This is a genomic window from Paenibacillus sp. FSL R5-0928 (assembly GCF_037970385.1).
Taxonomy (GTDB): domain Bacteria; phylum Bacillota; class Bacilli; order Paenibacillales; family Paenibacillaceae; genus Paenibacillus_AQ; species Paenibacillus_AQ odorifer.
Genome location: NZ_CP150225.1, coordinates 2,703,565 through 2,719,824, shown reverse-complemented (window position 1 = coordinate 2,719,824; position 16,260 = coordinate 2,703,565). Strand labels below are relative to the sequence as shown.

Genomic DNA, 16,260 nt, shown 5'->3' with positions numbered 1-16,260 from the left:
ACTCTTTTATAGTTTTATAACCATCAATTTATATTAAAAGTAGGGTCCCCTGACGTTTACTGTCTTCATTCTAGTCCTATGAGGATATCTCGCGCGTAATTTGTTGGACTCCAAAATAATGCGACCATGAAGCGGATGCTCCGTAGGGATTTTTAGTTGTGTAGCAATGACTTCACTTAGCCCGTGGTTTCGGATGTCCGCTTGAAGCTGTAAGGCTTCTGGATCTTTTTCATAATCAAAATAAAGTGCAGAAACAATAGCTGAGACTAAATGTGAGGTCTCAAAACCAAGTTCATGAGCAAGCATTGCCGGTTTTACGAGTCGATCATTAGGTGAAAGCTTGCGAAGCGGGGAGCGGGCGACACGTGTAATTTTATCGTTAAAGTTGGGGTTAGTGAATCGTTCCATCATCTTTTCTATATACCGGTCATGTTCTATGGGCTTGAAGCCATATAAATGCACCAATAAGGTCCCTGTTTCCTTAAGCACCCCGTGAACACGAGCTCTGATTTCGGGATCAGACATCGCTTCTTGAATGCTAGTATAACCTTCCAGGTATCCAAAATAGGCTGCACTGCAATGACCTGTATTCACAGTAAATAGCTTCCGTTCGAGGTATGGCGCCAGCGAATCTACATAATGGACGCCTTTAATTTCATTGTAGTTACCAATCATTCCACTGCGGGGAATAACCCACTCACTGAAGGGTTCAACGAGGATTTCAAGTGAATCTGTATTTTTCTGCATAGGTACAATCCGGTCAACCATCGCATTGGGAAAAGCGACATTGCGGTCAGCAAGCTCCTTGAAGGATTGCTTCATATATCGATAAACAGATTTTTTCAACTTCTGACTGCTTCCAATCCCATTCTCACAGGCGATGATATGAAGAGGGGTGAGATTTCTGTTGTTTTCAAGCCTTCGTTCGATGCCCTGCGCAATGGTCTCAGCAATATCTTGTAAAGCGGATATTCCGACTGCAGTTGTCACAATTTCAGCTTCTGCTATAGCTCTAGTAACGTCCTCAGTATCATTCAGATTGATCGCTGTAACATTATCAACGATAAAGCTGTCCCGGTTCTTGTTAGCTAGGGTGACAGGATATTGGCCACGTTTTTGCAATTGGGCAATTTTACTCTTATTTCTTCCGACGAAACAAACGTTGTAACCGGAGTCCGACAACATAGGCCCAATAAATCCTCTGCCAATATTGCCCGCTCCAAAGTGTACGGCTCTCAATTTGGTATCCCCCTTTAATTTGAACTCAGTTTCTCGGTTTCTCTATACGAAGCAACGTTGAGTAACTACATGATCAAATTCAAGAAGACTTAGATTATCAATTTTATGGTGCTGCTTATCGAATTCAAGAAAATTAGTAATTTCGTTAGGCGTCACAATGCAACGGATGCCAGCTGCTGCCGCTGCCTTAGATCCATTCGGTGAATCCTCGATAGCAACCGCCTCATCAGCTGTGATTCCAAGACAAGCTAACGTTTGGTTATATAGCTCCGGATCTGGTTTCACTTTTGCCACATGGTCGGCAGTCCGAACGCATTCGAAATACTCGCGAATACCCAATTGATTCAGATATTTTTCCACCCATTCCAGGGAAGAACTTGAGGCCAGCCCTATGCGCAGTCCAGCTGCTTTGGCGGAATCAAGATAATGCTGAATACCTGGTCGTATTGTTTCAAGCTCCATCAGTTTGCTGTGTCTCTGTTTAACAGCCTTACTGAACTCTTCTTTGTCAATCGCGAGCTTAAGATCAGTCATCAAATATTCATAAGGATTAAAACTGTTCAAGCTCGTGCCGATGCAGGTGGAATATTGTTCAAGCGTCAGGTCCACTCCATATTCTGCATAAGCCTCGTTAAATGCGGTGTACCAAGCAGTCTCCGTGTCGATAATCGTTCCGTCAAAATCAAAAATAATTCCTTTGATCACAATCAACCATCTCCCTCGTATTATGTTTGGTTAGAATATCTTACGCAAAACCTTCTGCATATTCTACAAAAAGCTATTTCGGCTTGCGTTTGACTATAAAAACCATAACAAAGCCCTTCTACTGACGTCAAGCACGGTAGATAACATGCCACGTAATGATAACGATTACAATCAATGCGGACAACCCTGAATTTTTGCATCACCTGAACATCTTAATACATAACAATAATCAGATTCAAAAAAACACCACAATCCTATGTGCTTCAAGGGATTCCTTCTGCCAAGTTTGTTATGAAGACAAGCTTCCTCTCTTTCTCTCCATTGCCGTTATTTAGAGTATTTTTCCAAGCAGCTAAAAATAATTTAAAATAATTTCAACCACATCCTTTTTACTTGATTGTACAAATCAAATTACGGGGTTATTTTTTGTCCATTGAGTAAAAAGAGGCTTTAATTTATGATAGTTTTTAATCGATAATGATTATCATTATTGGTGGTCGTTACATATAATAGGGAGGCAATAAGATATGAACAAGGCACGACAGTCCTTCGCTGTGGTATGTGTACTATTTTTGCTGAGTACATTGCTACTGGCGTGCGGAAACTCAAAGGAACAATCCTCTGCCAATAGTACGGCAAACGCAACCGGGAACTCTTCCGCTGCAACCGCGGCACCTTCAGCAGAACCCTCAGATAGCAGTACAGATGAAGCTGCAGCGACTACCCGCTCCTATACAGATTACATAGGACATACTGTAGAGATTCCAGTGAATCCGCAGCGAATTATCTATTCTGGAGAAACTTATGGCGATTTGCTCGCACTTGGTGTGCAGGCGGTAGGTTATCCTCTTTCTATGGGGGAAGGCCAGATTTTTGAAGAACAATTGCAAGGTGTGGAGGATGTAGGCTTCCCTATCAATCTGGAAAAAACATTGGAGCTTCAGCCTGACTTGATCATCTATGCGGGCACAGATGAAGCTGATTTCGAGCAGCTCTCCAAAATTGCACCAACGATAATATTTAATACCTTTGCCCCACTCCAGGAACGTATGCTGGACATTGGTGGAATTGTTGGTAAAACGACTGAAGCAGAAGCATGGCTTGCCCAGTATAAAACCGCTGAAGAGAACATGTGGAAGCAATTGAAATCCGCAGGCATGAAAGAGGGCGAAACGGCTGCGGTCTTCACTTATTATCCAGGAGACAGACTATTTATAATGGCAGCAACCGGACTTTCACAGGTACTCTATGGGGAGAATGGCTTCAAGGCAACTCCAGCTATTCAGAAGATACTTGATGAAGGTAAAGGGTTCCAGGAAGTATCCATGGAAGTCCTGAAAGAATATGCCGGAGACCGGATATTCATCTTGACTCCAGTGGCAGAAGAAGCAAAACAATCCACAGAGAATCTATTAAAGAGCCCTATCTGGAAGAGCCTTCCTGCCGTCAAGAACGGATATGTCTATACACAAGACATCATGAAGACTTCAAGTGATGCGACAACAAGAGAATGGCTGCTTGGCGAAATTCCACAGCTATTGAATATGAAATAACCTTCTGTGATGAAGAGTTTAACACAAGGCTGATAAAAAACTGCAAGAAGCATGTCAACAGCTGTTGATATGCTTCTTTTTTTTATATACAATGAATTCATTGATAATCATTCTCACCAAATGAACGGAGGCTGAACCCATGCTGCATATATCATCGTCCTGCCCCCCACTCCACTCTCTGCTATTTCAGCTAAACGAGGCCGAACTGATGATTCAAGCTGCCGATTCAAGCTCTATAACGCGTACAACCCGGGACTATACCCTTCTCATATTTACTGGAGGGAACGGACAATTGAACCTCGATGATCAAAGCGTGATACTAAGTACGGATAAATGTTATCTACTATCTCCTGGAATCTCCTATAGTACGAACAACCAGGAGCTGACGTTGTATTATTACCTCATCACCTTTACAGCAATTTATACAACCAAGCTTCCTAAACGATATTCTGGAGAGCTGCTTTCCGGCAGGCGGGAGTTAATTGTGCACCCGTTCACCAAGGTAATCCGGCTAGTCGAAGACCTGCTCATGAACAGGAATAACACCGATGATGTACAACAATTCAAGCAACAATTAAAATTCCAAGAATTGCTGCTGTTACTTTTTGAGCATAATTACCCTTCCAAACACCTGCCAAGTCCTACGGAATCCGTAGAAAAGACCATAACATTCATTCAGGAGCATTATACAGAGAGTATCACCGTGAAGCAGTTAGCTGAACTGGCGGGAATATCAATCTGGCAATATACACCGATCTTTCAGCAGCTTACGGGTAAAAAGCCGCTTGAATACCTGACGGATCTGCGTATTAATCATTCCAAACGATTCCTGCAGGAATCGACTGAACCACTGCGGGAAATCGCCAGACTGGTCGGCTTCTCGGATGAATACTATTTCAGCCGCCGCTTTCGGCAAAAAACCGGAGTTACACCCGGACAATATGCACATCAGCAAGGTCGTAAGCTTACCGTCAAGGATTGGACGGGTCATGAGGTGGAAATTCCTGAACGAGCGAAACGTATTGTCTATCATGGCGAGACACTTGGCGACCTTCTCGCGTTAGGTGTAAAGCCTATCGGTGGAGATGAAGCATTCGCCCGGAACAGCGTCTATAAACATCGGCTTAAGAAGCTCGCCAACGTCGGGTTTCCACTGGACCCGCAGTTGACCGCTTCCCTAAACCCAGATTTGATCATTTTGGCAAATAGTGATGAAAGAGCCTACAGAGCAGTTTCTGGTATCGCTCCGACACTCACCTTTGATTCATTTGCGCCTCTCGACAACCGAATGCGGACATTAGGCAGTTGGCTAGGTAAACAGCGCGAAGCCGAAGCATGGCTGGAGTCATTCACAATCAAAAACGCTGCCATGTGGCAGCAGCTTTACTCGACAACTCTCCAAGTTGGAGAAACCGCCTCTGCTTTGGTCTATGATCATGGAGATCATCTATATGCTATGGGAATGTCCGGATTCTCCACTGCGCTTTATGCCCCATGTGGTTTACAACCGACCGAAGAGATCCAAGCCATATTGGACGAAGAGTTAGGGTTCGCCGAAGTTGATCCAACACGACTGCCTGCCTACGCCGGAGATCATATCTTCATGTTCATTCCGGAACGCAAAGACTCGCGAGCTGCGATGGAACGATTACTAGACAGTTCACTTTGGAACACTCTTCCGGCAGTACGTCAGGGACATGTTTATCTGCTCGACGGAAGCAAATGGAACTCTAGTGATGCGTTAACCCGGGAGAAACTGCTAACGCTGTTGCCTAAACTACTCGGCGGAAGTAGCGCTAGCAATTGAAGGTGAATCTAGGATTCTCTTTTGACTTTTCAAAACTTGATAGGGTATACTTTATCTACGCTTAATTTCCAACTTTTACAGTTGAAAAGCGGGGGAACCAGTTAATTGGGGCGAATCATTGAGCATTAGAATGTAGGGTACCATCTTACCCGAGTCCGTCAGCTAACCTCGTCAGCAGTGGATGGGTCTGCTTTTCATGTTATTTACATAACCAGAGACCCTTGCTAAGGGTCTCTTTTTGTGCTTTTTTTGGACCCTGCTGGCAGTAGATTGGCCTTTGACACTAAGGCTCCCTCATTTCTCACACTACGAGACAAAGGAGAGATGTACGTGCAAAAGGTAAAGTACTTCACGGATATTAACAAAATAGCTATGTTGTCTGAGCTGGAAAAAGAGAATCTGAAAGAAATTACAGACAAATTTGTTTTTCGTGTAAATGACTACTATCTGTCTTTGATTAACTGGGATGATCCAGATGATCCCATCCGTAAGCTGGTTATTCCTAACGAAGGTGAACTGCTGGAGTATGGGCGCTGGGACGCCTCCGATGAGGACACGAATTATGTGGTACCTGGTTGTCAGCACAAGTATAGAACCACTGCACTACTGATTGTATCCGAGGTCTGCGGGGCTTATTGCCGCTACTGTTTCCGTAAGCGTCTGTTCCGAAATGACGTGAAAGAGGCGATGGCTGATGTCTCTCCGGGCTTGGAGTATATCGCAAAGAATCCGGAGATTAACAACGTACTTCTTACGGGCGGGGACAGTTTAATTCTCTCCACACCGAAGCTAAGATCCATTATTGAAAATCTAAGAAGCATTGAGCATGTTAAGATCATTAGACTAGGTTCCAAAATTCCCGTATTTAATCCGATGCGGATCTCTGAAGACGAAGAGCTGCTGGAGCTGATTCGTACTTACTCTACCGAAGACAAACGAATCTATGTTATGGCGCACATCAATCATCCTCGTGAAATCACACCTGAAGCCAAAAAAGCATTTAAAGCTCTCCACAACGCAGGGGCAATTGTCGTAAATCAGACTCCCATCCTCAAAGGCATCAACGATGATCCCATTATTTTAGGGGAACTACTGGACCGACTTTCATGGGCTGGCGTTACACCCTACTACTTCTTTGTGAACCGGCCCGTTGCCGGAAACCGGGATTTCGTATTACCGCTCGAGCAAGTCTATCAAATTGTAGAAGAAGCCAAAGCTAGAACCTCAGGACTTGGCAAAAGAGTACGCTTATCCATGAGCCACACCTCAGGAAAAATAGAAATTCTCGCCATTGATAACGGGAAAGCCTATCTCAAATACCATCAATCCAGAGATCAGGAATACGGAAAATTCATGATTCTAGATTGTCCAAAGGACGCCGAATGGTTCGATGACCTGCCTGGGAATGAGCAATATTGGACCCCACCTGTGAAAAAAAACGATGCTATTATTTCTGTTAATGATTTATCAGAGCCTGCGGATTTAATCTGTAAATAAATTAATCGGCTCTGTCAGACTCTGTCATAGGATATTTCTTCATCACCAACAACAAAACTCCTCCCTCCCAAAATTAGCCCGAAAAAATCTATGATATAATCACGCTGTAACACGAAATGGACTAATGGGTGGGAATGCACACATGAAATTGGAACGATTGATTTCTATGATCTACAAGCTATTGAACCACGAAGTTTTATCTGCCTCCAAGCTGGCTGAAGAGTTTCAGGTTTCCCAGCGAACAATCTATAGGGATATCGATGTGATTTGTGCCGCTGGCATCCCGGTCGTATCGTATCAGGGTACTAAAGGTGGATATGGCATTATGGACGGATATAAAATGGATAAAAGCCTGCTCCGTTCGTATGATGTCACTTCTCTGATTACTGTACTTAACAGTCTCTCTTCCGTGTTTGAAGATGAGCATACGCAAGGAACCATTGAACGGCTGCAAACGATAGGAACGGAGCCACAAACTTCTAGTCTCGCGGTGGATCTTGAAACCCGGCGTACGGATCCTGACGCACTTCCTCTTTTACGTGCGGCTATAGCGGAACGAAATGTTGTCCGTTTTGATTACATCAGTGTAAAAAATGAACGTACAACCCGTGAAATGGAACCAGTAAAGCTTCATTTTAAATATAGCAACTGGTACATCTATGGTTATTGCCGGGCACGGCAGGATTATCGGGAGTTTCGTCTTTCCCGGATGCTGAATTTGTTCCTGACGCAGGATACCTTTCAATCACAACATGAAGTACCCAAAGAGGCTGGCTGTTCAAACAGGGTAGATCAGGTGGAGGAAATAGTAATCCGGGTGGGCCCTGAGGCTTTGGCAGAAGCTTTGGATCAGTTTCATCAAGTCGACAAGGAATTTCATTCTGATAAAAGCATGACGATGCGAATTCCTGTGTATAAGCCATTGGAAGCTCGTTGGCTTTGGTCCATTCTGCTGAGTTTCGGCAGCGGGGCCGAAGTCCTCGAACCCCCTGCATTGCGAGGTATTTTAAAAGAGCAGCTTCAAAACACACTCAAACTTTATGAAGAAGTATGACAGTCTGATGTCATACTTCTTCTTTTATATTAACAACAGTAACAAAAACAAATCCATGACAATTCAAAAGGAGACCATACGAATGACAAATTATCCAGTAGAAATGTTTAAATACCACACTTGGGCAAACCAAACTATCCTGGGGAGAATCAAGGAACTCCCATCCTCTGTGCTAAGTCAAGAAGTGAACAGCTCGTTTCCCACCATCGCTCATGCCCTTAGCCATATCTATGCGGTTGATACGATGTGGTATCTTGTTTTAACAGGCACTGCTATGCCTGAGGCTTTTCAACAAAGTATCCCGCTAAATTTGAGCATTCTAGATTCTGTGGATGAGTACGTAAATATCTTTGCACAGCTATCGGAACAATACAAAGAATGGTTACACCACCAATCCGATTTGGAGCAAACCATTCTGCTTGACAATCCATTCGCCGGAATCCGCCAAACACGCCTATCAGAAATTGTGTTGCAAGTCGTCAATCACGGGACTTATCATAGAGGCAATATCTCTAATATGTTACGTCAGTTAGGCCACGCTTCCACCATGAATGACTATTCCCTTTTTTGGTATCAGGTACCTGCGGAAGCTATTTAATCTCTAATGGGCAATGTGCTCCACTCCATACCTAGAAAGGAAATTGTATTTTAATTATGGAGATTGAAAATCTAATTACAGTAAAATCGAGGGAAGATTTAAGAGTTTGGCTGCAGGAGAATTGTAAGACTGAAAAATCTTGTTGGGTACTCGTTAGTATGAAGCCAAACCCAGAAACGTTGCTATATTTGGACGTAGTTGAGGAATGTTTGTGTTTTGGATGGATCGATGGAGTGAAAAAGAAAATTTCGGAAACAGAGCTGGCGCAAAGACTCTCTCCCCGAAGTAAAAAAAGCTCTTGGACTGAATTGAACAAAGAACGGGTCCGCCGCCTCGAAAAGCTGGGGTTAATGAGTGCTGAAGGAAAACGGATACTTCCTGATATGAACCCTGATTCTTTTATAGTAGATAAGATTATAGAGCAAAGGCTAAAAGAGGACAGGCAAGTATATGAGAATTTCCGGGCCTTTCCCCCCCTTTATAAAAGAGTTCGGATCGACACGATCCAAAGCAATAAACATCAGCCAGATTTATTTAAGAGTAAATTAGACAAATTCATAACAAACACTAAAGAAAATAAAATGTACGGGCAATGGCATGATAATGGACGTCTGCTCGATTATTAAGCTGCGCTAGATGCATGATCTCCTGCTGAGGCTTTCGGACTCCAATGACGCTATTTACTAATTTATCGCCTCTTCAGCAATCCATCGGACTCCAGCGCAGCTATTCCTTAGAAACTGGCTCTTATAAGGCGTTTTTTTCGCCAATAGGGGCTATGCGGTCCGATAATACTCCAAATGACGGATTTTCCTGCATTTAAGGTCTGCTGAGTCCGATACGCCGAAGAATGATCATTTGCTGGACTCCTGAGTCCGACACCGCCGAAGCATGGTCATTCACTGGTCTGCTGAGTCCGATACCGCCGAAGCATGGTCATTCCCTGGGTCAACTGCTATTGCTACTGCTGCTGACACCATGATCTCCTGCTGAGGCTTTCGGACTCCAATGATGCTATTTACTAATTTATCGCCTTTTCAGCAATCCATCGGACTCCAGTGCAGCTATTTCTTAGAAACAGGCTCTTATAAGGCGTTTTTTTCGCCAATAGGGGCTATGCGGTCCGATAATACTCCAAATGGCGGATTTTCCTGCATTTAAGGTCTACTGAGTCCGATACCGCCGAAGCATAGTCATTCGCTGGGTCAACTGCTATTGCTACTGCTACTGCTACTGCTACTGCTGCTGACACCATGATCTCCTGCTGAGGCTTTCGGACTCCAATGATGCTATTTACTAATTTATCGCCTTTTCAGCAATCCATCGGACTCCAGTGCAGCTATTTCTTAGAAACAGGCTCTTATAAGGCGTTTTTTTCGCCAATAGGAGCTATGCGGTCCGATAATACTCCAAATGGCGGATTTTCCTGCATTTAAGGTCCGCTGAGTCCGATACGCCGAAGCATAGTCTTTCGCTGTCTGATGCTACCGTATCCTAATCATCTGCGGATCAAACACCATCGACTCATGATCATCTGCTAATCCTATAGTGCTACATACGTGTAAATTCATCTGTTAATCCTAATGTGCTACGTACGTGTAAATTCATCTGTTATTCCGAAAGTGTTAAGTACGCGTGAATGGGATCGGTTCAAACGTTCAGACGAAGTTTAGAGTTGAGAGCAGTGGTTGGTTTAAGTTCAAAAAAGGAGGTGTCCTAGCCATTTTCATGGCTTTTGGACACCTCCTTTTTTTGATTACATCCCTACAGCCAGAATCCGTTTCAGGAACATCCCTGTGTAGGATTCCCGCACTTCAGCAACCTGCTCCGGTGTACCTTCAGCTACAAGCTTACCGCCCACAACGCCACCTTCAGGGCCAATGTCAATCACCCAGTCGGACTCCCGAATCAACTCTAAGCTGTGCTCCACAACCACGACCGTATTTCCCGTATCAACCAATTTGCTCAATAAGGTATGGAGCTGCCTGATGTCTGACGGATGAAGGCCTGTTGTTGGTTCGTCGAGCAGATAGAGCGTATGGTTTTTGGAAGGTTTGCTCAACTCTTTAGCCAGTCTAATCCGTTGCCCTTCACCACCGGATAAGGTTTTGACAGATTGTCCCCATTTAAGGTAACCGAGACCCACCTCACACAACGTCTCGATTATCCCCGCCATTTTGGCTTCCGACTTAAGAATTGGCAAGCTTTCCTGCACGGACATGTCCAGCAGATCCGAGATGGAATATCCATCATATTTCACCTGGAGAACCTCATCCGTAAATCTTCTCCCCTTGCAAACGTGGCATTTAACCTCCAAATCGGGTAAGAAATTCATGTCTACAGTCAGCACCCCAAGACCCTGACAGGTTTCGCAGCGTCCACCCGGTGTGTTAAAGGAAAAATGCTTGGAGGTCAGTTTTCTTTTTTTCGCCTCCGGCAATGCAGCAAACAGCTGGCGCAGATGTGTGAAAACATCTGTATATGTCGCTACATTAGAACGCAACATCCTCCCCATGGGCGATTGGTCAAAAATCACTATATTTCCAACCTGATCTAAGCCTGCAATCTCCGCACAGCCTGTTTGCTCATGTTCTTTCGCACTACCTTGCGCAAGAATATCAAAGACTAGCGTCGACTTGCCTGAACCCGAAACCCCAGTTACAGAAACTAGACAACCTAGAGGAAATGTAACCTCCGGGATCTCAATGTTCCGGTATTGAGCCTGTCGGATGGTGATCTGTTTTCCGTCACCTTTCCGGCGAACATATGCAGCAGTCTTATGACGCTCTTCTCTAAGATAGACTCCCGTAACGGAAGTCTCGCTTGCCATCAAGTCCTCAATGCTGCCCTCGCCAACAACTTGCCCGCCGTCCAGACCAGCACCCGGACCCATATCAATAATATGATCGGCAGCGCGCATCATCTCAATATCATGCTCGATAACGAGCACCGTATTCCCCAAATCGCGTAACTCCTGAAGCACACGAATGAGGCCAACAGTATCCCGCGGATGAAGCCCGGTCGTCGGTTCATCTAGAATGTATAACACTCCAGTCAGACCTGACCCCAGCAATGAGGCAAGGCGCAGCCGCTGTGCCTCTCCACCAGATAAGGAGACCGTCTGACGGTTCATAGAAAGATAACCTAGACCAACATCGATAATCCTTTTTAGTCGGGTAGGCATATCGTGAAGGATGGGTTCAAGCAGATGAAGTCCCTCGGCGGGCAAAGCCGCCTCTAAGCCTTTCGTCCACTCGTAAACATCGCTTAATGACCAATCCGATACCTCCGTAATCGATACGCCAGCTACCCGTACGAGACGAACTTCGTTTTTTAAACGAGCGCCAAGACATTCCGGGCATTGCTGCTCATGAAAAAATCCGCCGTCTTTTTCCTGTGTACCAGCTTCTCCTTCCTTCTCCTTGTAACGCCGCCACAAACCAGGAATGACGCCTTCAAATTTGGTGCCTTGAATCGGCTTAACATTGGGAAAATGGCGCTTAAACGCCTCACTTTCCACTCCGTAATACAACAAGTCGCGCTGAATTTCACCGTAATCTTTTAAGGGCTGATCCGGGTCAAACTCAAAGCCAAAATGCTTGCCAGCGGCCAATAATATACGCATCTGTATATCACGATGAACACCATTCAGCGAGGCAACCCCACCCTCACGCATACTAAGCTCTGGATTAAACACCGCCGCTTCATTTATAGTTGCCACAGATCCAACACCACCGCAGGCTTCACAAGCTCCCTCCGGTTTATTAAAAGAGAAGTGGGACATGCCCAGCTTCTCAAGCTCTGCTCCGCAATGTGGACAACCCATCGTCTGACCATCCATTTCCTCGTCTTCCTCGATCAGCAATCCCCTCGCTTCAAAAGAAGGTGGGATGCTGCCACTACAGGAAGGGCAAACCCGCTCGCCTAATCTGGAAAAGATAAAACGGACAAACGTATAGATGTCAGTGACAGTCCCGACTGTCGAACGGGGATTACGATTGGTGACATGTTGTCCAACACTAATGGACGGAGATAGTCCAATAATAGACTCCACCTTTGGTTTACTGATCGTATCTGACGTCATGCCCATGGAATCCAAATACTGTCTTTGGCATTCCCGCTGTAGTGTATCCATAGCTAGCGTCGATTTGCCTGATCCCGAAGGTCCTGTCAGGACAACTAGCTTATACTTAGGAATCGTGAGCGAGACATTTTTCAGATTATTCTCTCTTGCACCTTTAATAACAATAGTCTCTTTCACATCTATTCCCCTCTCATTTCAACCCACTGGTTTGTAGTTATATCTTCTATCCATATGGTTGCCCAAAGTTGTTGTATTGCAATTATTTTGCAAAACATTTCTAATTTCGATAGAATGTATTTGATAAATCACAAAATTTTCAAATAACTTTATAATCTAATATCTTGACTATCAAGATATAATTATTTTAAAAGGAGCGTTATCTTTTGTCAAGCCACGAACAACCTACACCAGAGCAGGAACAATTCACCTTGCTTATGCGCAGTTTGGGAAACCGAACGGTATTGTACCAACAAAATGTAGCCGCCTCACTTGGGTTATACAATAATGATTTCTTATCTATAGATATTCTACGGGAGAAAGGTCCGATCACTGCCGGAGAACTGTCTAAATTAACCGGTCTGACCACCGGAAGTGTTACAGCATTAATAGACCGGCTCGAAAAAAATGGCTATGTCCGCAGACAAAATGACCCGAATGACCGCCGTAAAGTGATTATTGTGCCATTATATGAGAATAAAGATGATGTCATTAATACGTACCAACCGCTCCATACCGCCATGGTTAAGCTCGCAGCTTCTTATACGAATGAAGAGCTCGCCCTTGTTTCGCAGTTTTTAGGCAAAGCAAGTGCGGTTCTAGAAGAGCAGATTGATCATCTTGGATCCACTGCGCGCGGCAAATCTTCTTCCTAAGATACGTATTTATACAAAAAAGGACGATATCCAAAAGTCATACGACTCTCTGGATACCGTCCTTTTTCATTTATTTTCTAATACCAATAGTTACAATTTCGCATGGACCGATCTGTAAGTCAAAGCTTCCTTTCTCTTTCTCATCACTAGAGACTGGGTGGCTCTCCTCTTCTAGGATCGTCGTTTTATAGAAATACTGCTGTGGAATACTTGAACGGAAGGACAGGTTGGTGTTCTGCTGACTCATGTTATACCAACGCAGCAGCAAGTCTCCAGTCTGCTTGTTCATTTTTAGTGAAGAAAATGCAAGTTCCTTACTCTCCCAATCGAATGGAGTATACACCGGCGCAACCACGCCTGCATGTACATCTGTCTGACATACAATCCACGGAACCTGGAATTGGTAAGCTTCAGCATAAGCACCAGAAGTTATACCCTCGCCTGTGTGCGGGATTAGCTCCATACGAACAACGTGCTCTCCAAGACACTGCGCTTCTGGAGTAGGGAATAGCGCCCAGTCACCAAGTTCGCCAACAGAACGTAGCAGTGTAATCGCAATAGTGTTACGCCCATCTCGCAGCACTTCATATTCATTTAATCCAAAATTAGCGACGGTTAGACCCGCTTTCCCATCACTAATATCAACAAAGGCTTGCTGATGTTGCGTGTTACTCGGATTCTTCCATTCTGTGGCGGGTTCAATATTCCGCTCAGCAACCTCGAACATCGAATCTACACGATGCGTAGCAGCGTTCAAATCTGTCGGAAACAGTATACGAATCCGGTGATCTTTGGCCTGGTTTTCTATTGTCGTTTCGATATGCAATCCCTTTCCGCCCCGCTCCAAGGTGATTACAGTACGAAGTTTTAGAATGACTGTGTCACTACTGCGCTGAGCTTTGCGCTCCGGATAGTAAACCAGTGCACGCTGCTCCTCATCCAGCTTATCATCTGCCGAAGCTGGAATCTCCCAGTCATGCTTAATTTCTATAGCGGCGCGAAACGATGTATTTTCCAGCACACAAATATTAGCCTTTAGTCCTTTAGTCGTCAGAGCTTGTTCGGCCTCTGGCTGTTTGTACATATATTCATTGCCGATATCCCCGGTGTTTTCATATACGCCAAGATCTTGATAGGTCACTCCACTAGTTTTGTCACTTAGCATAAACGAACCATCATCATTAATAACTACCTTGATAACGTCATTTTCCAGCACCCGATCTCCTTGTAGCAAAGATTCAGCGGCTATTGGCAGTTCTGCATCTGCCCGGCGAACCCAAGCATATGAACGAAGACCCAGCGCAGGAACTTCTACGGCTTCAAAGGTAAGTCTTACCCGGCGGCACATATACGGCTGACGGAACTTGTCATCTGGCAAATCATAACCAAACTGAAGACCTAAGTCCTCCATCTGGCAGGCAATATCATTCCCTTGATCGTCTACTAACACACGATCGTGCAAGTCAATTCCGGTCATACGGCTAGCCGTTTCTTCCAGAGAGAACCCTTCTCGCAAATATAGACGCGCCACATCAAGTTCTACGCTCACAGTACCCGTGCGACTCCAACCCGTCATATTCATCGCAACTAGTGGAAGCACGTCTTCACCATATGCTGTAAACCCGGTCGTATCCACAGCTTCTGCAATCACTCGTTTACTACCCTCAACAATGGTCTCTGCCACATGACGGCTTTTGTCAAAACGGGTGACCATCTCACGGTGTACCTCATCCACGCTGCATCCACAAATACTATCATGCGGATGATTCTGCATTAATGTCTTCCATGCATAGTTGAACAGATGATGGGGGTACTCTTTGCCCAGTAAATGTGCGAACGAAGCAAGTGGCTCGGCCAACTTTTCAAGCAAGATTTGCCCTTCCTGATTCATCTGTTTCAAATAGACACGCGCAGACGCGGTATTCACTAACGTACCCCATCCATCGGTATGCTGGCTCCGCAGTTCTCCCTTTACAGTCGACAAGCTGCTGCGATCCATTACACCCTCTACGGCCTTAAGGTAATCAGGAAAGTTCGAATGAATGAACTCCATATCTGGATACAACCGCTTCGCAGTTTCGATAGCCTCTGGCAAATCCAGTTGAGCCGGCTGATGATCGCAACCATTCATGAACAGTAGCTCACTTGTAGAGGCAAACTTCCGCGCATCTGCCAGCTTTTTCTCCCAGAACACTTTGGCTTCTGCTTCATTTACAGGCACTTCGTTTCCGTTAGAATACCAATTAGCAAATAAGATGCCGAGCACTTTTGATCCATCAGGACCTTCCCAAATCAGCTCCGAGAATGAGGATTCGTAACCTCCATCTGACACCGTATTATTGAATCCAGTGGGCTTCACACCTCTTCCAAAAAAGGCATTATTGATGCCGGATTGCAGCATTAATTGTGGAGTCTGGCCGACTAGACCAAAGGTGTCGGGAAAATAACCGATTTTGGAGGGTTCCCCGTAACGCTTCGAATCCTGATGGCCAATCTGCATATTACGAACATTGGCCTCCCCACTAGTAAGGAACGCATCCTGCAAAATATACCAAGGTCCTATTAGAAGGCGACCTTCCGTAATATATTTCTGTAGCCGCTCTTGATTTTCGGGACGTACCTGAAGATAATCATCCAGAATAATCGTCTGTCCATCCAGATAGAAACTCTTAAATTCGTTATCCTCATCCAACCGGTTCAGTAATTCATCAACCAGTTTTACTAAGCGTACATGATGTTTCTCATAGGGAAGATACCATTCCCGATCCCAGTGTGTATGGGAAATGATATGGGCAGTCTGAGGTTTAATAGATTGATTTGAACTTTCCAAAGTGAAGACCTCCTTATATGC

At 44.8% G+C, this 16,260-nt stretch carries 13 protein-coding genes and 1 riboswitch; of the genes, 8 read left to right on the top strand and 5 right to left on the bottom strand.

Annotation, left to right across the window (positions count from 1 at the left end):
- Positions 1-33: 33 nt before the first annotated feature.
- Together MKZ16_RS12035 and MKZ16_RS12030 are read right to left on the bottom strand one after the other, a co-directional pair.
- On the bottom strand, positions 34-1,239 hold the full coding sequence (locus tag MKZ16_RS12035; RefSeq protein ID WP_076105372.1) for a mannitol-1-phosphate 5-dehydrogenase: 1,206 nt from the start codon (positions 1,237-1,239) through the stop codon (positions 34-36).
- Between the two features lie 42 nt (positions 1,240-1,281).
- Positions 1,282-1,944: an HAD family hydrolase gene (locus MKZ16_RS12030; RefSeq protein ID WP_036689719.1), complete on the bottom strand. Its 663-nt coding sequence runs from the start codon at positions 1,942-1,944 to the stop codon at positions 1,282-1,284.
- 527 nt (positions 1,945-2,471) lie between these two features.
- Here MKZ16_RS12030 and MKZ16_RS12025 point away from each other — a divergent pair.
- From MKZ16_RS12025 to MKZ16_RS11995, 7 genes are all read left to right on the top strand, one after another.
- Positions 2,472-3,497: an ABC transporter substrate-binding protein gene (locus MKZ16_RS12025; protein WP_076105371.1), complete on the top strand. Its 1,026-nt coding sequence runs from the start codon at positions 2,472-2,474 to the stop codon at positions 3,495-3,497.
- A gap of 208 nt (positions 3,498-3,705) precedes the next feature.
- A complete protein-coding gene (locus MKZ16_RS12020) occupies positions 3,706-5,304 on the top strand; it encodes an AraC family transcriptional regulator (protein WP_305953650.1) in 1,599 nt (532 codons plus the stop codon).
- Positions 5,305-5,352: 48 nt separating this feature from the next.
- Positions 5,353-5,494: riboswitch (cyclic di-AMP (ydaO/yuaA leader) on the top strand.
- A 140-nt stretch (positions 5,495-5,634) separates the two neighbouring features.
- A complete protein-coding gene (locus MKZ16_RS12015; protein WP_036689715.1) occupies positions 5,635-6,801 on the top strand; it encodes a KamA family radical SAM protein in 1,167 nt (388 codons plus the stop codon).
- A 142-nt stretch (positions 6,802-6,943) separates the two neighbouring features.
- A complete protein-coding gene (locus MKZ16_RS12010; protein WP_076100790.1) occupies positions 6,944-7,855 on the top strand; it encodes a YafY family protein in 912 nt (303 codons plus the stop codon).
- 82 nt (positions 7,856-7,937) lie between these two features.
- Complete coding sequence (locus tag MKZ16_RS12005; RefSeq protein ID WP_076105369.1) at positions 7,938-8,453, top strand: DinB family protein; 516 nt, start codon at positions 7,938-7,940, stop codon at positions 8,451-8,453.
- Positions 8,454-8,509: 56 nt separating this feature from the next.
- Positions 8,510-9,079: a YdeI/OmpD-associated family protein gene (locus MKZ16_RS12000; RefSeq protein WP_076100793.1), complete on the top strand. Its 570-nt coding sequence runs from the start codon at positions 8,510-8,512 to the stop codon at positions 9,077-9,079.
- Positions 9,080-9,303: 224 nt separating this feature from the next.
- Positions 9,304-9,435, top strand: coding sequence for a hypothetical protein (locus MKZ16_RS11995; RefSeq protein WP_326058360.1), 132 nt, complete (start codon positions 9,304-9,306; stop codon positions 9,433-9,435).
- 132 nt (positions 9,436-9,567) lie between these two features.
- On the opposite strand, the gene MKZ16_RS11990 is transcribed toward MKZ16_RS11995, so the two are convergent.
- Positions 9,568-9,708 (bottom strand): hypothetical protein, encoded by a 141-nt coding sequence (locus MKZ16_RS11990; RefSeq protein ID WP_179089339.1) that lies wholly within the window; start codon positions 9,706-9,708, stop codon positions 9,568-9,570.
- 501 nt (positions 9,709-10,209) lie between these two features.
- Positions 10,210-12,714, bottom strand: coding sequence for an excinuclease ABC subunit UvrA (uvrA, locus tag MKZ16_RS11985; protein ID WP_076104652.1), 2,505 nt, complete (start codon positions 12,712-12,714; stop codon positions 10,210-10,212).
- A gap of 257 nt (positions 12,715-12,971) precedes the next feature.
- Here uvrA and MKZ16_RS11980 point away from each other — a divergent pair, with 257 nt between their 5' ends.
- Entirely contained in the window at positions 12,972-13,409 is a 438-nt protein-coding gene (locus MKZ16_RS11980) for a MarR family transcriptional regulator (RefSeq protein WP_076104658.1), read from the top strand.
- A gap of 70 nt (positions 13,410-13,479) precedes the next feature.
- Here the strand turns inward: MKZ16_RS11980 and MKZ16_RS11975 are convergent, their stop codons facing one another.
- Positions 13,480-16,239, bottom strand: coding sequence for an alpha-mannosidase (locus MKZ16_RS11975; protein WP_076104651.1), 2,760 nt, complete (start codon positions 16,237-16,239; stop codon positions 13,480-13,482).
- Positions 16,240-16,260: the final 21 nt, after the last annotated feature.